21 protein-coding genes are annotated in these 19,111 nt (G+C 44.1%); 6 read left to right on the top strand and 15 right to left on the bottom strand.

Features of this window, described 5'->3' with window-relative positions:
* Positions 1–3: 3 nt before the first annotated feature.
* The 9 genes from CO230_RS05280 to pdhA all read right to left on the bottom strand — a co-directional run bounded on the left by CO230_RS05280 (position 4) and on the right by pdhA (position 9,108).
* The gene (locus tag CO230_RS05280; protein ID WP_122027636.1) at positions 4–2,739 is read right to left on the bottom strand and encodes a sodium-translocating pyrophosphatase; all 2,736 of its coding nucleotides are present in this window, start codon (positions 2,737–2,739) and stop codon (positions 4–6) included.
* Between the two features lie 135 nt (positions 2,740–2,874).
* Positions 2,875–3,486 carry an inorganic pyrophosphatase gene (locus CO230_RS05275; protein ID WP_122027635.1) on the bottom strand — a complete coding sequence of 204 codons (612 nt, stop codon included), beginning with the start codon at positions 3,484–3,486 and terminating at the stop codon, positions 2,875–2,877.
* A 9-nt stretch (positions 3,487–3,495) separates the two neighbouring features.
* Positions 3,496–4,005 carry a hypothetical protein gene (locus tag CO230_RS05270; RefSeq protein ID WP_122027634.1) on the bottom strand — a complete coding sequence of 170 codons (510 nt, stop codon included), beginning with the start codon at positions 4,003–4,005 and terminating at the stop codon, positions 3,496–3,498.
* Positions 4,006–4,041: 36 nt separating this feature from the next.
* On the bottom strand, positions 4,042–4,566 hold the full coding sequence (locus CO230_RS05265) for a hypothetical protein (RefSeq protein WP_122027633.1): 525 nt from the start codon (positions 4,564–4,566) through the stop codon (positions 4,042–4,044).
* Complete coding sequence (locus CO230_RS05260; RefSeq protein ID WP_122027632.1) at positions 4,566–4,934, bottom strand: hypothetical protein; 369 nt, start codon at positions 4,932–4,934, stop codon at positions 4,566–4,568. Before CO230_RS05260 ends, CO230_RS05265 begins: the two co-directional genes overlap by 1 nt.
* A complete protein-coding gene (gene radC / locus CO230_RS05255) occupies positions 4,931–5,608 on the bottom strand; it encodes a RadC family protein (protein ID WP_122027631.1) in 678 nt (225 codons plus the stop codon). The genes CO230_RS05260 and radC overlap by 4 nt, the downstream gene beginning before the upstream one ends.
* Before the next feature lie 5 nt (positions 5,609–5,613).
* Positions 5,614–6,282: an ABC transporter ATP-binding protein gene (locus tag CO230_RS05250; protein WP_122027630.1), complete on the bottom strand. Its 669-nt coding sequence runs from the start codon at positions 6,280–6,282 to the stop codon at positions 5,614–5,616.
* A gap of 88 nt (positions 6,283–6,370) precedes the next feature.
* The gene (locus CO230_RS05245; RefSeq protein ID WP_122027629.1) at positions 6,371–8,011 is read right to left on the bottom strand and encodes a 2-oxo acid dehydrogenase subunit E2; all 1,641 of its coding nucleotides are present in this window, start codon (positions 8,009–8,011) and stop codon (positions 6,371–6,373) included.
* An 86-nt stretch (positions 8,012–8,097) separates the two neighbouring features.
* Positions 8,098–9,108 (bottom strand): pyruvate dehydrogenase (acetyl-transferring) E1 component subunit alpha, encoded by a 1,011-nt coding sequence (gene pdhA / locus CO230_RS05240; protein WP_122027628.1) that lies wholly within the window; start codon positions 9,106–9,108, stop codon positions 8,098–8,100.
* 118 nt (positions 9,109–9,226) lie between these two features.
* Here pdhA and CO230_RS05235 point away from each other — a divergent pair, with 118 nt between their 5' ends.
* From CO230_RS05235 to CO230_RS05225, 3 genes are read left to right on the top strand one after another with little or no spacing between them, the layout of a single operon-like run.
* Entirely contained in the window at positions 9,227–9,829 is a 603-nt protein-coding gene (locus CO230_RS05235) for a phosphatase PAP2 family protein (protein WP_122027627.1), read from the top strand.
* A 3-nt stretch (positions 9,830–9,832) separates the two neighbouring features.
* Entirely contained in the window at positions 9,833–10,309 is a 477-nt protein-coding gene (locus CO230_RS05230) for a BlaI/MecI/CopY family transcriptional regulator (protein WP_122027626.1), read from the top strand.
* Positions 10,310–10,315: 6 nt separating this feature from the next.
* Positions 10,316–12,103, top strand: a complete 1,788-nt coding sequence (locus CO230_RS05225) for a DUF4153 domain-containing protein (RefSeq protein WP_122027625.1) — start codon at positions 10,316–10,318, stop codon at positions 12,101–12,103.
* A 60-nt stretch (positions 12,104–12,163) separates the two neighbouring features.
* Here the strand turns inward: CO230_RS05225 and CO230_RS05220 are convergent, their stop codons facing one another.
* Together CO230_RS05220 and CO230_RS05215 are read right to left on the bottom strand one after the other, a co-directional pair.
* Positions 12,164–12,508 carry an RNA recognition motif domain-containing protein gene (locus CO230_RS05220; protein WP_122027624.1) on the bottom strand — a complete coding sequence of 115 codons (345 nt, stop codon included), beginning with the start codon at positions 12,506–12,508 and terminating at the stop codon, positions 12,164–12,166.
* Positions 12,509–12,644: 136 nt separating this feature from the next.
* Positions 12,645–13,508 carry an aldo/keto reductase family oxidoreductase gene (locus CO230_RS05215; RefSeq protein WP_122027623.1) on the bottom strand — a complete coding sequence of 288 codons (864 nt, stop codon included), beginning with the start codon at positions 13,506–13,508 and terminating at the stop codon, positions 12,645–12,647.
* A 304-nt stretch (positions 13,509–13,812) separates the two neighbouring features.
* Between CO230_RS05215 and CO230_RS05210 the strand changes: the two genes are divergently transcribed.
* Complete coding sequence (locus tag CO230_RS05210; protein WP_122027622.1) at positions 13,813–14,679, top strand: RNA polymerase sigma factor RpoD/SigA; 867 nt, start codon at positions 13,813–13,815, stop codon at positions 14,677–14,679.
* Between the two features lie 39 nt (positions 14,680–14,718).
* Here the strand turns inward: CO230_RS05210 and CO230_RS05205 are convergent, their stop codons facing one another.
* Genes CO230_RS05205 through CO230_RS05190 form a run of 4 tightly spaced genes read right to left on the bottom strand, consistent with a single transcriptional unit; the run spans position 14,719 to position 16,688 of the window.
* Positions 14,719–15,309: a Crp/Fnr family transcriptional regulator gene (locus tag CO230_RS05205; protein WP_122027621.1), complete on the bottom strand. Its 591-nt coding sequence runs from the start codon at positions 15,307–15,309 to the stop codon at positions 14,719–14,721.
* A 10-nt stretch (positions 15,310–15,319) separates the two neighbouring features.
* Positions 15,320–15,697 carry a bacillithiol system redox-active protein YtxJ gene (gene ytxJ, locus CO230_RS05200; protein WP_122027620.1) on the bottom strand — a complete coding sequence of 126 codons (378 nt, stop codon included), beginning with the start codon at positions 15,695–15,697 and terminating at the stop codon, positions 15,320–15,322.
* The gene (locus CO230_RS05195) at positions 15,694–16,152 is read right to left on the bottom strand and encodes a DUF1569 domain-containing protein (RefSeq protein WP_122028901.1); all 459 of its coding nucleotides are present in this window, start codon (positions 16,150–16,152) and stop codon (positions 15,694–15,696) included. Before CO230_RS05195 ends, ytxJ begins: the two co-directional genes overlap by 4 nt.
* Positions 16,149–16,688 (bottom strand): YfiT family bacillithiol transferase, encoded by a 540-nt coding sequence (locus CO230_RS05190; RefSeq protein ID WP_122027619.1) that lies wholly within the window; start codon positions 16,686–16,688, stop codon positions 16,149–16,151. Before CO230_RS05190 ends, CO230_RS05195 begins: the two co-directional genes overlap by 4 nt.
* A gap of 141 nt (positions 16,689–16,829) precedes the next feature.
* Between CO230_RS05190 and pncA the strand changes: the two genes are divergently transcribed.
* On the top strand, positions 16,830–17,435 hold the full coding sequence (pncA, locus tag CO230_RS05185) for a bifunctional nicotinamidase/pyrazinamidase (protein ID WP_122028900.1): 606 nt from the start codon (positions 16,830–16,832) through the stop codon (positions 17,433–17,435).
* Between the two features lie 92 nt (positions 17,436–17,527).
* Entirely contained in the window at positions 17,528–19,063 is a 1,536-nt protein-coding gene (locus CO230_RS05180; RefSeq protein WP_162989980.1) for a S41 family peptidase, read from the top strand.
* Positions 19,064–19,111: the final 48 nt, after the last annotated feature.

Raw genomic sequence — 19,111 nt, 5'->3', positions numbered from 1 at the left:
AAACTAGAAACTTATGACTCTTATATCAATTCTGCGGTTTCTGGCTTTACACTCATCCGTGTCGTTACCCTCGCAAACCGGGAACAGCGGGCCGTAGCCTTCTGTTTCGATACGGTCAGACGCGATGCCCATTTCAAGCAGCTTCAGTTTGGCGGTCTGCGCACGCAGGTTGGAGAGTTTCATATTCGTATCGGCATTACCTGTATCATCGGTATATCCCCCGAGTTTGATCTTCAGGTCTGGATATTCATTCATGATTTCTGCCAGATTGTTCAGTTCTTTTTCAGCACCCGGCTTCAGGTCGCTGCTGCCACTCTGGAAGTGCAGGTTCTCAATGGTGTACCACAAATTTGGGTCCAGCAACAGCTGGTCTTTCAGTTTCACACCGTTATACAAGGCATATACCTGACTGTTTTTACCCATCAATACAGATTTTCGGCCCATCTTCACCTCTTGTACTTCACCGGTTTCATATACAAAATCACCGTCCGCATTCAGTGCCCCGCGTACTTCCTGCGCAGCTACCGTAGTACCGGCGTTCATTCCCGGTTCAGCGGAAACACCAGCAAGCCCTATTCTTTCGGACATAGCTTCGAATTTATCTTGACGGTTCTTTTCGATCTGGTCTTTATGAAGTACCGCTAAAGTAGGCGCGATCACGAGTGATACAATCGACATCAGCTTAATTAAGATATTCATCGACGGACCGGAAGTGTCCTTAAAAGGATCTCCAACGGTATCCCCAGTCACAGAAGCTTTGTGCGGATCTGATCCTTTGTAGAACGTTTGCCCGTTGATATCAACACCTTTCTCGAAAGACTTCTTGGCATTATCCCATGCGCCACCGGCGTTGTTCTGGAACATGCCCATAAGTACACCGGAAACGGTAGCACCTGCCAAGAAGCCACCCAGCACCTCTGGCCCGAAAATGAAGCCTACCAATAGCGGCGAAATAAGTGCGATGGCACCGGGCAATAACATTTTCCTGATGGAAGCATCCGTAGAAATGGCTACACATTTCTCATATTCCGGGGTAGCTTTACCCTCAAGGATGCCGGGGATTTCGCGGAACTGGCGGCGCACTTCCTCTACCATGGCCATCGCTGCCTGGCCAACAGCGGTAATCGCAAGTGACGAGAAGATAAAAGGAATCATAGCGCCTACAAAAAGTCCGGCCAATACATCGGCGCGGTAGATGTCAATGCCATCAATGCCTGCAATGCCTACAAAAGCGGCAAACAATGCCAGCGCCGTCAAGGCTGCGGAAGCAATCGCAAATCCTTTGCCCGTTGCCGCTGTGGTATTCCCTACAGCATCCAGGATGTCGGTCTTTTCACGAACTTCTTTTGGCAGTTCGCTCATCTCGGCGATACCACCTGCGTTATCGGCAATCGGCCCGAACGCGTCAATCGCAAGCTGCATGGCCGTGGTTGCCATCATACCCGCCGCTGCAATCGCCACACCGTAAAGCCCGGCACATAGGTAAGAACCGTAAATACCACCCGCCAATACAATGATCGGCAGTAAGGTAGATTCCATCCCCACAGAAAGCCCGCCGATGATGTTGGTGGCATGGCCGGTGGAGGACTGCTTAACGATACTCTTCACCGGGCGTTTGCCCATGGCCGTATAATATTCGGTAATGATGCTCATCAATGTTCCTACGACCAATCCTACGATGATGGCACCAAATACGCCCATCTTCGTAAATTCATGGCCACGTAAGGACATGGTAGCCGGTAACAGATAATTTACCAGGAAATAAGATGAAACCGCTGTCAGTACGATACTTCCCCAGTTCCCTAAATTCAGGGCATTTTGTACCGGAGCGGTGTCAAGTTCAGTAGTCTCGCTGATCTTTACGAACAACGCGCCGATCATGGAGAAGATAATCCCAGTACCTGCGATCAGCATCGGTAATAATATCGGTGCGTACCCTCCGAAAGCATCTTCCGAGAAAGTCTCGCGGCCCAATACCATCGTGGCCAATACCGTCGCAACATAGGAACCAAATAAATCGGCACCCATACCGGCTACATCGCCTACGTTATCACCTACGTTATCTGCAATGGTAGCTGGGTTTCGCGGATCATCTTCCGGGATACCGGCTTCAACCTTTCCTACAAGGTCGGCACCTACGTCCGCGGCTTTGGTATAGATACCTCCGCCTACCCTGGCGAAGAGCGCGATAGACTCCGCACCCAGGGAGAACCCGGTAAGAATTTCAATGGTACGTTCCATCTCATGGCTGTCCACCCCCGCATCTGGCGCAAAGATCTGTTTGATAATGAGATACAGCGCACCAAGCCCGAGTACAGCAAGTCCGGCCACCCCCATCCCCATCACTGAACCTCCGGTAAAGGATACTTTGAGGGCTTTCGATAAGGAAGTTTTGGCAGCTTCGGCAGTACGCACATTGGCTTTGGTGGCGATGCGCATCCCGATAAAGCCTGCTAGGGCCGACAAAACGGCACCGATGACGAATGCGATACCAATCGTCCAGTGTGAATTGGAATTGGAGGCACCCATAAGTGCGAGTAAAACGGCTACAATGACTACAAAATACGCCATGATTTTGTATTCTGCTTTCAGGAAAGCCATGGCGCCGTCGGCAATGTGCCCACTGATTTCCTTCATCCGGTCGTTACCGGCATTTTGCTTACTTACCCAACTGCTCTGCAGGAAGGTGTAGACCAACGCAATAATACCGAAGAGCGGTACTAAAATAAATAAATCCATAGTTTATAACTTTTAATGTTAGTGCCTTTGATAATAACACACTCGAAAATACGTATTTTATTTTAAACTTAGCGGTATAAAACAAAAAAGACAGACGCTGGGCATCTGTCTTTTATCAGTTATTCAGGTGGTGGTTTATCCCCCAAATTTGTTAGCATAATCTTTCTGCGAAGCCCGGATCACGTTTTGGGCATGCTCGGCACCATATACTTCATGGATGCGGCATTTTGCAGGCTCATCCGGCAGGTTTTTATAGGTAAGGAAGTAATGCATCAGTCTTTTTACCTCTGCCTGTGGAAGTTCGGTAATATCGCGGAAATGCCCGAATGCATGGTCACCCTTCATCACGGCTACGATCTTATCATCCGCCTCTCCCTTATCAATCATTTTGAAGCCACCGATTGGGATCGCCTCCATCAGCATGCCTCCTGCATGGATGTTGTGCGAACTGAGCACACAGATATCCAGCGGGTCGAGGTCACCCGTATTCACATCTGGCGCACCGCTTTCAATGGCCAGTTTAAGCACTTCATCATGACAGTAGGTACGCGGTATAAAACCGTAAAGCGCCGGAATGATATTTGAAAATTGCTGTGGGCGATCTACCTTCAGGTAACCGCTTTGTTTATCAATTTCATATTTAATGGTATCACTGGGAACAATTTCTACGAAAACATTCACAACAGTGGGTACTTCCGGTCCGGCCGAAATACCATGCCATGGGTGTGCTTTAAAATTTGGTATCATTTATTATTTTTAGTTTATAATTAAATTTTCTTTTCTCAGTTCCTCAATGGTTTGTGCCACTACATCTTCCCCTTCGATATAATTCATCAGGAAAACCGTTTTAAACTCTTCAAGATTTGCCTCTTTGCCTAATTTATCATACGTGGCATGCAGCAGATTAAGGACGGTATTTTTTGCCTTCAGTACCGCTTTCCAACTGTTTTTAGTAAGGTATAACTGCTGCGAAGCATTATAATCAAACTCTTCGGTGATGGTTTTCTCTGCTAAAAACAAAAATTCGTGCGGCTGCAGGTTTCTGTCGAATTTGGTGACCAGATGGCTGGGTTTCAGGCGTTCCAGAAAAAGTGTGAGCCGCTCATACGCCTGCAGGCGATGGCCGGAATTTCCCTTGACGGTCAACAGCTGAATCTCCTTATTCTTCAGCCTGATGTAACTGTACACGAACTGCCTAAGGTAAATAAGAAAAGGCACCGCCAGCAGCAGAGCAAACAAATACGGAAAATAAGGCCAGTCGATCATGTCCGGAAATAAGGAGGCAAAATTACTAATTATTTGCTACTTTCCGAGTAGGTTGAGGAGTAAATCTTTGCGCGAGTGCAGGATGTAAGGATAAGATGCCAACTGGGGACGGAAACCACGGAAAAATTCTTCGACCGCCGGCACCTCACTACCCTCAAAATCAAATACATGTGTCTCAATATAATCTTTTATCGCATGATCTATCAGTATGGACGCACCATTCAGTTTCAGGAATTTGCGGTCATTGAAGGTGCCGAGTAACGCCACAGTGGACTTGCTGATATGCAGTGCCAACAGGTTTATGAGTTGCCCATCATGAAAGAAACCATAGAATCGAAGATCCCCGACCTGATAGAAACGGGTGAACTTGCCAATGAAGCTTTTCAGGTCTTTCTTATTCCCAGCGCCTGCCATATGATCATTAATGAACGGGATCGCCAGACCCAAATCCATGTATTTGTCGATACGCAGACGCGAGCGTACATTTTCATCTATCCGGAGTTTGCGTTTCCTTTTCGGGGAATAGTTGTGGTAAACCTTCTCGTAAACCTCCGGAAACATCAAAAAATTTTTCGGGTAGGAAGTGGAGATCGAAAACCATTGCTATCATTAAAAGCATAATACCAGATCCTGTAATTCTGCCTGAAAAAAGCCAGAAATTCTTCATTCAGTCCAACCATATCTTTCTTAGAGAAAATGCCAAGTTGCTGGCAGAGGTTGGGGTTCAGGACGAACCTTAAACCGAATTTAAATATATATGGTACGGGCATCACGGCCTCGTAATCTTTATACACCAGCAGCTCCCAATTGTTGCCTGATACGATATCCAGAAAGCTTCTTTCCGCGGTATATTTGTATTGCGCAGCGCTTTCTATACAGGCGGAATATTTATTAAAGTCGATTTCTGGGTATTTCAGTCTTTTAATCATAGCAAATTTTCGTCTGCAAAACTAAGATAACTGTTCTGGGTAATGATCAGATGATCGAGCAGCTGAATGTTCAGCAGTTTTGCGCCTTCGCTGATTTGTTTGGTGATCCTCAGGTCCTCGGGGCTTGGCTTTTGATTACCGGACGGATGGTTATGCGCTACGATGATGCCGGTGGCACAATGCTCCAGCGCAGATCTAAACAGGATACGCACATCTACCACGGATTGGTTAATGCCGCCTGATGAAAGCCTTGATTTGGTAATGATCCGGTTATTATGATTCAGGAAAACCGCCCAAAACTCCTCAGTCCTTAAATCTGACAGAAACGGATGCAGTATCTTGAAAGCATCGGCACTGCTGCTGATTTGTAATTTCTCGGGAACGTCCTGCGAGGATTTCCGGCGGCCGATCTCGAGTGCGGTGGCGATAGAAATAGCTTTTGCCTCGCCAACACCTTTGAACTTAGTGAGTTCTGCAATGGTAAGTAAAGACAGCTGGTGCCAGCTGTTATCCGCTGAAGAAAGGATACGGCGTGCAAGTTCCACAGCAGACTCATTACGGCTGCCACTTCCCATGATGATGGCTAAAAGTTCGGCATCAGACAGTGCATTTTTACCCTTCAGTAAAAATTTTTCGCGCGGGCGGTCGTCCTCAGCCAGAAATTTTATCGACATCGTATTTATTTAATTATTTGCCCGTCTTTCATCACCAGTTTACGGTCGGTGGTATTGGCCAGATGGGTATTGTGTGTAACGATCACAAAAGTCTGGTTGTACTTGTCGCGAAGGTTAAAAAACAACTGATGCAGATCATCGGCATTCTTAGAATCGAGGTTACCTGTAGGTTCATCCGCAAAAATGATCTTGGGTGAATTGATGAGCGCGCGTGCTACGGCAGCACGCTGGGCCTCGCCACCCGACATTTCGCTTGGCTTGTGGTGCAGGCGGTGGGCGATGTTGAGGTCTTCAAACAGTGAGTAAGCCTTCTCTAAGGATTCTTTTTCGTTCCTGCCGGAGATCTTTGTCGGTAATAATACATTCTCGAGCGCGGTAAACTCGGGCAATAGCTGATGGAACTGAAATACGAACCCAATATTCTCATTACGGAATCTTGAGAGTTGCCGATCATTCATACTGATGAAAGACTGTCCCGCAAGGGCAATCTCTGTACCGTGGTTCTTAGGATTTGTAGGCATATCCAGCGTACCCAGGATCTGGAGCAAGGTAGATTTTCCGGCGCCAGACTCGCCTACAATAGAAACCACTTCCCCTTCGAGAATGTGAATGTCAACCCCTTTTAAAACTTCTAAATTTCCGTAAGATTTATGGATATTCCGTGCTCTGATCATAGTTTCAAAAATAGTGAATGAATTTGATAAATAATTAAAAAATCCTCTCAAATTTACTTTGAGAGGACTATTTAATATTGATTTACCATTAAAGAAGTAAGGTCAGCGGCTGCTCCAGATATGTTTTTAAAGTCTGAAGGAACTGTGCGCCTGTTGCCCCATCAATCACACGGTGATCGCAGGCAAGGGATAGCTTCATGGTATTCCCTACCACGATCTGTCCGTTTTTCACTACCGGTTTCTCCACGATAGCACCTACGGAAAGGATGGCGGAGTTTGGCTGGTTGATGATGGAAGTGAATGTTTCAATACCAAACATACCCAGATTGGAAACCGAGAACGTAGAACCTTCCATCTCATTGGCTTTCAAACCTTTTGATTTGGCACGTCCTGCCATATCTTTCACGGCGGCGGAAATCTGGTTATAGTTCATCTGGTCGGCATTTTTAAGTACCGGCACTACCAGGCCGTCCGGGATTGCGACAGCTACCCCTACATTGATGTTACCGTGGTGGATGATCCTATCCTCTTTCCAGGTAGAGTTTACCTGTGGATGCTTTCTAAGAGCCATCGCGGTGGCTTTGATAACCATGTCATTGAAAGAAACTTTGGTATCCGGCAATGTATTGATTTCCTTTCTTGCCTGGATGGATTTTTCCATATCCACCTCCACGATCAGATAATAATGCGGTGCGGTAAACTTACTTTCAGAAAGTCTTTTCGCGATGATGTTTCTTACCTGAGAATTTGGTGTTTCGGAATCTTCGCCCTGAATGAATGCCTGTACCGGAGCTGACTGTGTGGTGGCAGACTGTGTTTTAGGCAGGGCATTTTCAGTAGAAGCAGTGGCTGCCTGCGCCTTGTACCCCTCGATATCTTTACGAACGATGCGGCCGTTTTCGCCACTGCCTTTTAGCGTATGGACATCAATCCCTTTTTCTTCGGCCATTTTGCGTGCCAGTGGAGAAATTGCTATACGGTCACCGGTCGACGAAGCGGTAGCTGGAGCTTGTTCTGTTTTTTCTTCCTTCTTCTCAGAAGCTGTGGCTTTTTCGGTAGTGGTCGTTTTTTTACCACCTGATGAAACGATCGCGCTTACATCAGTTCCGGCGGGTCCTATAATGGCAAGTACGGTATCGACAGGGCTGGCGCCGCCTTCTTCTGTTCCGATGTAGAGCAGGTTACCGTTGTACTCAGACTCGAAATCCTGTACGGCCTTATCCGTTTCTATTTCTGCAAGGATATCACCTTCTTTTACGGCATCGCCTACGTTTTTGTGCCACTTGGCTACTTTTCCTTCCGTCATTGTATCTGAAAGGCGAGGCATGGTAATAACTTCCACCCCTTTAGGAACTTCCACTGTTTCAGTTGTTTTTTCTACGGTATCTGTAGTTTCAACATCGGTCACGTTATTTTCAGTCTGGTTTTCTTCTGGGATGTCCTGGGCAGGCCCGTTGTTTTGGTCACCGGTAATTGAGGAAATATCTTCCCCTTCTTTCCCGATAACGGCAAGTACGGTATCTACCGGGGCTGATCCGCCTTCTTCGGTACCGATATAAAGTAATGTTCCGTTGTACTCTGACTCGAAATCCTGTACAGCTTTATCGGTTTCTATTTCTGCTAAAATATCTCCTTCCTTCACGGCATCGCCCACTTTTTTGTGCCATTTGGCCACTTTCCCGTCCGTCATTGTATCGGAGAGCCGGGGCATTGTAATTACTTCTGCCATAGTTTCTTTGGTTTGCTAAATAGTTGTATGATCTTAAAAACAAAAAGCAGATATCCTAGACTGTAGGATACTGCTTTATATTTGTATTATTTCAAGTTGTTTTCCACTTTATCCACGAACGGATAATCCTCTTGTGCGTACACGTATTCGTATACTTTTTCAGGATCCGGGTACGGTGACTGCTCCATGAACTCTACACATTCTTCCACGAAGTCGCGTGATTTTTCATCCAGTGTGGTAAGTTCATCTTCGGTAGCCCAGTTGTTCTGCAGGATGCGTTGTTTTACGATCTCAATCGGGTCATCTTTTTTATAATCAGATACTTCTTCCTTAGTACGGTAAGGTTCCGCATCAGACATCGAGTGTCCACGGAAACGGTAAGTACGTGCCTCGATGAATGTTGGCCCGTCACCTCTGCGCGCTCTTTGGATGGCTTCGTAAGCGGCCTCGGCTACTTTTTCAGGGTCCATGGCATCCACAGGAAGACATGGCATCTCATAGCCTAAGCCTAATTTGTAAATATCTTCATGGTTGGCTGTCCTCTTTACAGAAGTTCCCATGGCGTACTGGTTATTTTCAACCACAAATACTACCGGAAGCTTCCAGTTCATGGCCATGTTGAAGGTTTCATGAAGTGAACCCTGGCGCGCTGCCCCATCACCAAAGAAACAGATGTTTACACCGCCTGTCTCAAAATATTTATCAGCAAATGCGATACCTGCACCTAATGGGATTTGCCCTCCCACGATACCGTGACCGCCGTAAAATCTTTTCTCTTTGCTGAAGATGTGCATAGAGCCACCCATACCACCGGAGGTCCCTGTAGCTTTACCACAAAGTTCCGCCATGATCCTTTTTGGGTCCACACCCATCGCCATTGGATGGATATGGCATCGGTAGGCGGTTATCATGCTGTCTTTGGAAAGATCCATCGCATGTACAAAACCGGCAGGAATGGCTTCCTGGCCGTTATATAAATGTAAAAATCCCCTGATTTTCTGCTTTAGGTAGAGAGAACGGCATTTGTCTTCAAACCTTCTCCACATCGTCATTTCTTCATACCACTGCAGGTACACTTCTTTTGAAAATTCTTTCATGTTGTATCGAAATATTCAGCAAAAATAATAAAAATCTTTGTCTTCGGGGCAGCATAGGATGATTAATTTGTACAGGAGAATAATTTAAAAAACCTACTTTTGGGAGAAGAATATCCTTATGCCAAAAAACTATCCGCCAGCCGTGCTTACGGTGTCGAAAATTATTTCAAACTTCTTCAATCCACTGACGTCCTTAATCATCTATTTTGTGTACAGCAGCGCCGAGGAGTATTCCGCACGGGCCGCATTTGAAAGATTCGTACCGATCTTACTGCTTACAGTCCTCCCCATCGTCATCTGGCTTGTGTGGAATGTGCGTACCGGGAAATACAGTAATATGGATGTCTCTAACCGCCAGCAGAGGAAAAGCCTTTATTTTTTCATCGCCGGCTCTATGGTAGTGTATTTACTGTATGATTATTTAAAAAATGGCACTTTGGACCTGATCATGCTATTTCTGCTGGTATTATTGCTGGTGATGCAACTCAGCAATTATTACATTAAAAGCTCCATGCATACAGCTTTCAACGTATTTGTAGCTGCCCTGTTTTTTTATCGCGACACTACGTGGGGAATTGCTTGGTTACTCATCGCAACATTAGTGGGGATCACCAGGATTATCCTTAAACGACATACGGTGAAAGAAGTGTTCATGGGCGGCAGCATCGCGCTTTTTGTCTCATTTATTTATCTTTATTCCGCCATCCAAACCCAACATTAGACCATGAATATCAATACCCTAACGCCAGCCGAAGAACAACTGATGCAACTGATGTGGAAGCTACAAACCGCCTATCTGAAAGACCTGATGGCCAGCTACCCTGAACCGAAGCCACACCAGAACACCGTTTCTACCTTTGTTAAGATATTGGTGGAGAAGAAATTCCTGCGCATTGAAAAGGAAGGCCGGATTTTCAAATATTATGTAGCCATTCCGTTTGACGAATACCGTCTTTTTCTGGTGCATAAATTGTTACGTGATTATTATGAAGATTCCGCTGAACAGCTGGTCGCGACTCTGAGGGAACAAAAACTGCTTGAAAGTCCCGCTACAACAGAATTGGCGCAGCCCCAAGGCTTACCCGTCCATAAAACTGAAAAAAAGAAGAAACAGGACATCCGTGATTTTGTGAAAGAACTCACTACCCCGACAAAGGCTAAGAAAAAAGACAAAAAGAAAAAGAAGAAAGACAAGTCATAAATTTTCATGCATCAGAAAATCAAACATACTTTGGGCAAAACCCACCTTGCGGTGCAGCAATACCCGCTTGTGCTGTTAATGGCACTGATTGGCGCAATCGCGATGATGTGTTATGCATCCGGTGGGTACAGTAACGGCCCAGATTCCTTTCTGTTGATTAAAATTTCTGTTACCGCATTACTGGGCATTTCGCTGATGTTTGCGCTGAAGATGTTTGCCCAACGCCACGGCCACCAAATGTTAACCGCCATTACGGGACTGGCTTTCCTGTTATTTTTCTATGCGCTACTTCCCGAACATCAGCGCGATTTTACCGAAAAGTACGCCTATCTATTGATACCCACCTATATCCTTTCGCATCTGCTGGTATCATTCATTCCTTTTTTAGGCAAACAACAGGAACTGAAGTTTTGGCAATACAATAAGAATCTGTTTATCAATATATTTCTCACCGCGGTGTTTGCTGGCGTGCTGACTGGTGGCGCAGAACTGGCCGTGCTGGCGGTCGATAAACTTTTTGATTTTAACTTCAGCGAGCGAATTTATGTGCAGATCTTTTACTTCCTAAGCATCTTTGGCAGCTGTTTCATTTTCCTGCTATTTAATGAAGACGGGCTACAAAGCCTCGAAAGAAACACGGAGTATCCATTGGTCCTGAAGTTCTTCACGCAGTATATCCTTATCCCGCTTCTGCTGATTTATGCGCTGATACTCTATTTCTACGCAGGTAAGATACTGATAAACTGGCAATTGCCACGCGGATGGGTTTCTTATCTGATTCTTGCTTACGCTATCTTGGGAATTTTAGCCGTTTTACTTGTACATCCGCTCCGGCAAGAGGCCGATAAGTCGTGGGTAAGGCTGTTTTCAAAAATATTCTATTTTACGCTGATCCCTTTACTGGTGCTGCTTTTCACGGCCATTTTTACGCGTATTGTTGCGTACGGCTATACGGAACCGCGCTACTATGTGGTGCTGGTTTCGGTGTGGTTGGCTGTGGTGATGGTGTATTTCATATCAGTGCGGAAATCTACTATTAAATTCATACCGGTAAGTTTGTTCATTTTTGGTCTGTTTGCTTTGGTTTTCCCTTATCTCAATGCCTCCTCCGTGTCGATCAGGAGTCAGAAAAACGAACTGAACGACCTGCTAAGAAGCAACGAACTGATCTCAGGGACAACCATCGATTTCGAGCGCAAGACCGCAGATACCGTGGCGACAGAAATCTCCGACAAAATGGCCTATCTTTCGGATCGTGGACAGAAAACACTCGTCCTGAGTTTATTACCCCCAAAGCAGCAGCACGAAATCCGCAAAGCTTATACTAAAGAAACTCATTATATCCTTCAGCAGCAATTCCTTACTTTATTTAAAAACACCTATAAAACCATAAGTCCTACTGATTCACAGAGGGTTGAAATTATAGCCGAACCTCATTTGCAAGCGATTGAAGGTTACGATTATTTACTAAGATTTTCAGATTTCTATGAAGAAAAGATGTTTAACATCAATAATGATCATCTAAAAATAAGAAGTGTAAATGGTTTGCCAAACCCTGAACTTAAAATTATAATCAATTCAAAGGAAACATGGGATGTCATGCCCTATATCAGGCAAACAGTGAAAACTCATCGCGATAAACCAGGACGCATCACCCTTCCGGAATTAACAGTGAGTAAAAAAACGGGAAATTATGAGATAAAAATCATCTTTGACCAAATCACGCTAGAGAAAACACCACGCGAACAGATTTATTATAACGGTGGCTACATGCTGTTCCGGCGACTGAGATAAAGTCACAATAAAAAAGCGGCCTTATAAAAAGCCGCTATATCCTTATTTATATAAGAAATCTTACCAGTTAGATCCGCCACGGTTTCCACCACCGTAACCACCACCACGATTTCCTCCTCCGTAACCACCACCGCGGTTATTATCGAAGTTTCTTCTTGGCTTGTCTTCTCTTGGCTTAGCTTCAGAAACGTTAAGTTCCTTTCCGTCCAATTCTTTACCGTTCAGCGCTTCAATAGCGTTTTTACCGTCTTCGTCACTCATTTCTACGAATCCGAAACCTCTGGATCTACCAGTCTCACGGTCTAGGATGATTTTAGCGGAAGAAACGTCTCCGTACTCAGAAAATAAATCCTGTAGAGACTCTTCTCTTGTTGCGTAATTGATGTTTGAAACAAAAATGTTCATCTTAAAAAAAAATTAAAAATTAATAATAGTTGAAATTATAAAAGAAATTCAACGATGATGAACATAGTGAATTCGGATATAAAAACGGGTGCAAGATACGATATTAATTGAATATAGCAACTTTTTGAGCTTTTTCTTACTCTACCTCGTATCCACGGGAGGCCTGCAACAATCTGAACCAATCCTCATGCTCCATTTCTAGTGAGAGACTTTGCGCAAGTTCTTCAATTTTATCATGGCGTGAAGTCCCGATTACAGGAAGGATTCGCGAAGGATGCCGCAGCAGGAAGGCCAGCAGTAACTGGTTTTCATTTGCTTCATATTTATCACATAAGGCCGGCAGTACGGCTGCTATCCTTTTGTTCTGTAGCGTTTCTTGTGTAAAATAATTGCCAAGTACGCCCCAAGCCATCGGCCTAAGAGCTCGTTCCATCAACTGATCGAGCGTACCGTTGTAGAAAGCGCTGGTTTCGGTTACTGACACCTCTATCTGATTGGTGATCAGCGGAAAAAACGCATCCAGCATATTAAACTGACTTACAGAAAAATTAGAGACTCCGAAATGTTTTACTTTTTGCTGTTGCCTCAAAATCTCAAAAGTTTCGGCGACTTCATGTGGGTTTAGTAATGGTGACGGGCGGTGCAGCAGCAAGACATCAAGATATTCCGTTTTCAGATTCCGAAGGCTTTGGTCAACTGACGCGATGATATGCCTGCGTGAATAATTGTATGCTTTTACCTCATAATCTCTGTTACCGCATGGCATTTCGATGCCGCATTTGCTGATGAACTGAACGGTTTCTCTTGCGACACCCATCTGCGAAAAAGCTTCACCGAAGAGTTTTTCGGTGGTGTAATCGCCGTAAATATCCGCATGATCGAAGGTAGTGAGTTGGTGTGTTAACGCGGTTTCAATCAGTTGCTGTACCTGTTTCTGGGAATGGCCAGCGCCCCAGATTCCCCAGCGCATGGTACCGATTACAATGGGTGATGCCTTCATTATTTTAATTTATTACAAATGTAGGTTACAAAACCATTTAAGCTAAGGCTTCTTCAGTATAATTTATTCATAAAAATACCGTCAGCGCGATAACTTGGCACATCCTTCAATACCTCATCAAACATAATAATTAGGTGACATAGCATATTTAAAACTTTCTATTTAACTCCCTTTTTTACGAACCACAGATTCGCTTTCTTATGACTGTTTAAAATTTATTAAGTTTTATTTAAAATATTGTAACCTTTTATCACGTTTTATCGTATAATAAAATGCAGTCCAAAAAGAGGACTTAATTTGATACATGAGACAGTTAAAAATTACCAAGCAGGTTACCAACCGTGAAACGGCTTCCCTGGACAAATACCTCCAGGAGATCGGTAAAGTAGATCTTATCACCGCTGATGAAGAAGTGGAACTGGCACAGAAAATACGCGCCGGTGACCGCGTTGCTCTTGAAAAACTTATTAAAGCCAACCTGCGTTTCGTAGTGTCGGTGAGTAAACAATACCAAAACCAGGGGCTTTCCCTTCCCGACCTGATTAACGAAGGAAACCTGGGATTAATGAAAGCCGCTAAGAGATACGACGAAACCCGAGGTTTTAAATTCATTTCCTACGCTGTATGGTGGATCCGCCAGTCTATCCTACAGGCACTTGCAGAACAATCGAGGATCGTGAGGCTGCCGCTTAACAAGATTGGCTCCATCAATAAAATTAACAAGGCTTACGCGCATCTGGAGCAGGAAAACGAACGTCCGCCATCCCCAGAAGAACTGGCCGAAGTGTTGGATATGAGCGAGGATGACATCAAGGAATCCATGAAAAACTCTGGCCGTCATCTATCAATGGATGCTCCTTTGGTAGAAGGTGAAGATTCTAACCTTTATGACGTTTTACGCTCCGGTGAATCACCAAGTCCGGATAAAGACCTTATGCTGGAATCTCTTCAGATTGAAATTGAACGTGCCTTGCAAACCCTTACCCAGCGTGAGGCTGACCTGGTTCGTCTTTATTTCGGCCTGAACGGGAAGCATCCTATGACTTTGGAAGAAATTGGTGAAACCTTCGACCTTACCAGAGAACGGGTACGCCAGATCAAGGAAAAAGCGATCAAAAGGCTTAAGCATAATACCAGAAGTAAGATTTTGAAGTCTTATTTAGGGAAATAATCAAAAAAAGGAATTTGTTATACAGATTCCTTTTTTAATTTATGAAGTTTGAAAGTTTTTCTTGGCCAGTTCCTTTCGTACACGGCTCAGACTTTCGGGGGTAATGCCAAGGTAAGAAGCCACCATCCACTGTGGCACACGTTGCAGGATGTCAGGATACATTTTAATGAAACTCATATAACGCTCTTCTGCGGTATCTGCCAGTAAAGAGTTTACCCGGTTCTGCAGACTGCGGATATGTTTTTGCAACAGCAGATCGTTATTTTCTATTGTATTGGGAAAAGCCGCGTTGATGTTTGAAAAAAAATCGTTCCGCAATTCCAGCACTTCACTGTCTTCTACCGCTTCGATAAAATATTGGGATTTTTCGTTGAAGTGCAGCGAACTTCTGTCAGAAATAAGCCATTTTTCGGGCGCAAACTGAATGATGTGTTCTTTCCCGTTTTTATCAATAGAATACATACGCAGCAAGCCTTTCTCTACGAAATAAGTACCTTTGCAAACCTCGCCTTCCCGCAGCAAAAACTCATTTTTTGCTACTATTTTCCGTAGGTAATGGCTACTGCAAAGGTTTACCGCCTCCTGGGGCAGTTCCAGAATTTCCGATAGGTAGCTTTCAATATTCTGCATAGTTTTTCGGTTAAATTAATGATACGGATATGCTTTGGTGTGAGGCATCAGCTACAGCCCTTCCTTTATCCAAAACAATAAGCTGCGGACTTTGGTGAGTCACGTTAAAGTCATCGGCGATTTTATTTGATAAATTACGGTACGAAATCAAATCCAGGAAATAATAAGACACTTCTTTATCAGATTGCTCCACTTCTTTTTCAAAATTCTTCAGGACGGTTTGGCTGATGAAACAGCGGGTGGAATGTTTAAAAATTACCACTTTTTGACTGGCGGATTCTTCTACCGCTTTTTGCAGATCTGCCTCGGACTCTATATATTTCCAGAAACTAGGGACTGTTGATTCCGTACTGTCAGAATTGCCGAATATTTTATTAAAAAAACTCATACGCCAAATTGTTTTAAATGATGATTTAGATGTTTGTACTGTAAAAACCCCCAGTGCTGCTTCGACATTTCGCCAAAAAGTGCATGTTTTGGGATTAGTTCGTCTCGTTTCAGGGCTTTTACAAATTCCTCCAGCGCGATCAGTAAGTCTGCCCTGGATTCTTCAAAATTACAACTTTCTTTTAATTTTACCACGCCATACGTTGGCATATTGCGTGGGATACCGTTGTTGAAAAACAGTATTTCCTTTTTAGCACAGATCCCCAAAACCCTGATGATGGCGGGCGTTTCCGGCAAAACTGTTTTGCCTGTACCGACTTCTAAGATTCTTTTACAGTGTACCATCATCTGTGCACAAGACATGCGGCCCCACCGTTTTGATGAATGTTCGGTGAGTTGGTAAATACGCTGTATAATTTCTGCCAAATCAGCTGGCCGTTCAAGAGATCTTCTCACGCCCAATTCTTTTCTTTCTTCAGTTTTTCAAGGTGTGCAAAGTGATGGTCGCAGTGCCAGGAATAATATACGGTATCATTCCGCAATGTGCACGTCTCCTTACGGCGAGCGTGATAATAAGTACGATCGAAGTCTTTATTCGTCATGGTTTTAAGAAGGTGAACCCACCGACAGTGTACACCCTCTAATATCATTAAAGGTGCTTTGACTGGCTCATTCCTACTGTCCTGCAATTCGGCACATTTGTGTTCATCAAATGGGGATATGGTTGGGTTTTCCTCGGTTAAAGCCTGTTTAAATGCGATGAAACTTTGCATGTGACTGTCGGCAAGATGACTAATGAGTTGCCGCACCGTCCAGCCGCATTCACGGTATTGCGTATCCAAATGTTCATCTGTCCAGTTTACCACCAGTGCTTTTAGCCTTGATGGGAAATATTTCAAAGTCTGTATGTATAGATCAAGTTCCGTATCATTGATGTTTTCGGGCTGAACAAATTGCCCAATCGGATACTTTTTATCCTCGGCGAGATTCATATATTAGTTTTTGGTGATTGACTATTTGGCGCATTACAATGCTTGGCTGTAATTTTGCGTTATGGTTTTTGTAAATTTACAATATCAATACCAAAGCTGCTGAAAGCTGGCAGCAGTAAAATTAAAAACCCTCATACATACATGAAAAAAGCCCTAATTATTGTCGACGTACAGAACGATTTTTGTGAAGGTGGCGCGTTGGCGGTGCCCGGAGCACAGGAAATCATTCCTTATATCAACGGATTGATGGAAGAAAACCATTACGACCAAATTGTCCTTACCCAAGACTGGCATCCTGCTGACCATAAAAGCTTCGCGTCAAACAACGGGAAAAAAGTTGGCGAAACCATCAACTTGAACGGCGTACCACAGTTTATGTGGCCCGACCATTGTGTACAGGGAACTTTCGGAGCAGCGTTTCATAAAGACCTGAACCGCGAGAAAGTAACCCACATCATACAGAAGGGTAAAAATAGCGAAGTCGACAGCTACAGCGGTTTTCAGGATAACAACCATTTTGTAAAAACTGGCCTTGATGATTTCTTGAAATACCATGATATACAGTTGCTGGAAATTGTAGGCCTCGCACTTGATTATTGTGTGAAATTCACCTGTCTGGACGCTGCCCAACTTGGTTACATTACCTGCCTGCATTTCAACGGTACCCGTGCGGTAAATGTAAAACCAGAAAACGGACGCGACGCTATCTATCAAATGCTTGAGAATTCGGTTACCGTACTCGGATAATTTTCAAGTCAAATATTACAAAACACTGCTTTTTGGCGGTGTTTTTTTATGTAGAAACGTTATTTTTTATATTTTTAGAAAAATTCCGGATTTTGAAAAAATATTTACTTGTCGTTCTCCCTATATTCATCATCACATCGTGTGTTTCTGTAAAAAGATACAATGAAAAAATTGAAACTCCTGTTGCTGCCGAACAACTAAAAGACGATGTAGATTTCGCGTACAAAAACCTACAACGGCTACATCCGCAACTGTTTTGGTATATTGACCGCCCGGAACTCGATCACAAGTTCGACAGCCTGAAATCTACCATCAACCAACCTTTGAAACCCAATGACTTTTTCTGGAAACTGGCACCGGTAATTGCCGAAATAAAGGAAGCGCATCTGCGGCTGGTGCCACTTCAGAAAAGGCTTACACAAAAGGAAATCCGGAGGTTAAAAAACCAACGCGGGCTGTTCAGCCGTTTCAGTTATCTGGTAGATGGGTCGCGACTCATCGTTACAGACAACCCAGAGCGTGTTGCAAACATGAACACCGGGACTGAAATTTTGAAGATAAACGACTTGCCTGTAACCGAAATGTTACAGAAATACCGCCAACTCACCAACAGTGACGGCGAAAACACCACCTTTCAGAAATATATACTTGCCCGCCGCTGGCCTACCTATTTCACTACTGAATATGGTATTTCCGACAGCGTAAAACTAGTGACCAAATATTGCGACACCCTGCATCACTTCTATCTGAAACGTGAAGCCATAACCACCAAAACAAGAAAGAAAGAAGAGGCCGCCGAGCGAAAGATCCTAAACACCGAAAAAGGAAAAACCAAGGATTACAACCCTACTACCAAAAGCTATAACCGCGAACTGCGTTTTTTATCAGCCGACAGCAGCATCGCTTACATGAGAATAAAGACTTTTTCAGGAAGGCATTCCATGAAGTTCTACAAGGAAAGTTTTTCAGAAATAAAGAAACGCGGGGCCAAATACCTGATTCTCGATATCCGCGAAAATTTCGGTGGTTCGCTGGCCGAAATCAATAATCTGTATTCTTATCTAGTGTCAGACCGTTTTGAGTTTATCAAAGATATCGAAGTAACCTCCCGCACCTCCATGTTTGAGGCACGCTATCTGTCAGAATTCCCATTGGTATTGAAACCTTTGGCGATTGTGGGCTATCCCTTTTATCTGGTGGGCACTGCATTGTCTGTTAAGAAAGAAGATGACCGCTTTTATCTCAGAAACAACGGTTTCTTCGCGCTTAAAAATCCAAAAGACGAACATTTCAGCGGTAAGATTTATGTATTAATCAATGGTGGGAGTTTCTCCGCAGCTTCCATCCTGCCCTCAAAACTGAAATATGAGAAAAAGGCTTTGCTGGTAGGCGAAGAAACCGGCGGTGCCAATGACGGCACAGTGGCAGGCCGTTATGCCATTAAAAAACTGCCTTCCTCTAAACTTCCGTTACCTATCGGCTTGATGCTGATACAGCCTAATATCGAGTTTTCACATACCAAAAAAGGCGTTGTACCTCATCACGAGATTCTGCCATCTTCCGAAGATGTCCTTCGGAAAAAAGATATACAATTAGAATGGGTTTTAAACCACATCAAACATCAATGAAATAAAAAACACAGCTCTATCAGAACTGTGCTTCAGTGGGAGATGTTT

The sequence above is a fragment of the Chryseobacterium sp. 6424 genome (genome assembly GCF_003692615.1).
Classification (GTDB): domain Bacteria; phylum Bacteroidota; class Bacteroidia; order Flavobacteriales; family Weeksellaceae; genus Kaistella.
The sequence above is the reverse complement of the archived record's forward strand: the minus strand, read 5'-3'. Positions and strand labels throughout refer to the sequence as shown.

Bases quoted from the DNA above. Each gene is read 5' to 3' on its own strand.
- CO230_RS05280 (WP_122027636.1), bottom strand. From the start codon at position 2,739: ATGGATTTATTTATTTTAGTACCGCTCTTCGGTATTATTGCGTTGGTC.
- CO230_RS05230 (WP_122027626.1), top strand. From the start codon at position 9,833: ATGAATATCAATACCCTAACGCCAGCCGAAGAACAACTGATGCAACTG.
- CO230_RS05210 (WP_122027622.1), top strand. From the start codon at position 13,813: ATGAGACAGTTAAAAATTACCAAGCAGGTTACCAACCGTGAAACGGCT.
- CO230_RS05245 (WP_122027629.1), bottom strand. From the start codon at position 8,011: ATGGCAGAAGTAATTACAATGCCCCGGCTCTCCGATACAATGACGGAC.
- CO230_RS05265 (WP_122027633.1), bottom strand. From the start codon at position 4,566: ATGTTTCCGGAGGTTTACGAGAAGGTTTACCACAACTATTCCCCGAAA.
- ytxJ (WP_122027620.1), bottom strand. From the start codon at position 15,697: ATGAGTTTTTTTAATAAAATATTCGGCAATTCTGACAGTACGGAATCA.
- CO230_RS05225 (WP_122027625.1), top strand. From the start codon at position 10,316: ATGCATCAGAAAATCAAACATACTTTGGGCAAAACCCACCTTGCGGTG.
- CO230_RS05215 (WP_122027623.1), bottom strand. From the start codon at position 13,508: ATGAAGGCATCACCCATTGTAATCGGTACCATGCGCTGGGGAATCTGG.
- CO230_RS05190 (WP_122027619.1), bottom strand. From the start codon at position 16,688: ATGAATCTCGCCGAGGATAAAAAGTATCCGATTGGGCAATTTGTTCAG.
- CO230_RS05250 (WP_122027630.1), bottom strand. From the start codon at position 6,282: ATGATCAGAGCACGGAATATCCATAAATCTTACGGAAATTTAGAAGTT.
- CO230_RS05235 (WP_122027627.1), top strand. From the start codon at position 9,227: ATGCCAAAAAACTATCCGCCAGCCGTGCTTACGGTGTCGAAAATTATT.
- CO230_RS05205 (WP_122027621.1), bottom strand. From the start codon at position 15,309: ATGCAGAATATTGAAAGCTACCTATCGGAAATTCTGGAACTGCCCCAG.
- pdhA (WP_122027628.1), bottom strand. From the start codon at position 9,108: ATGAAAGAATTTTCAAAAGAAGTGTACCTGCAGTGGTATGAAGAAATG.
- CO230_RS05220 (WP_122027624.1), bottom strand. From the start codon at position 12,508: ATGAACATTTTTGTTTCAAACATCAATTACGCAACAAGAGAAGAGTCT.
- pncA (WP_122028900.1), top strand. From the start codon at position 16,830: ATGAAAAAAGCCCTAATTATTGTCGACGTACAGAACGATTTTTGTGAA.
- radC (WP_122027631.1), bottom strand. From the start codon at position 5,608: ATGTCGATAAAATTTCTGGCTGAGGACGACCGCCCGCGCGAAAAATTT.
- CO230_RS05270 (WP_122027634.1), bottom strand. From the start codon at position 4,005: ATGATCGACTGGCCTTATTTTCCGTATTTGTTTGCTCTGCTGCTGGCG.
- CO230_RS05275 (WP_122027635.1), bottom strand. From the start codon at position 3,486: ATGATACCAAATTTTAAAGCACACCCATGGCATGGTATTTCGGCCGGA.
- CO230_RS05260 (WP_122027632.1), bottom strand. From the start codon at position 4,934: ATGATTAAAAGACTGAAATACCCAGAAATCGACTTTAATAAATATTCC.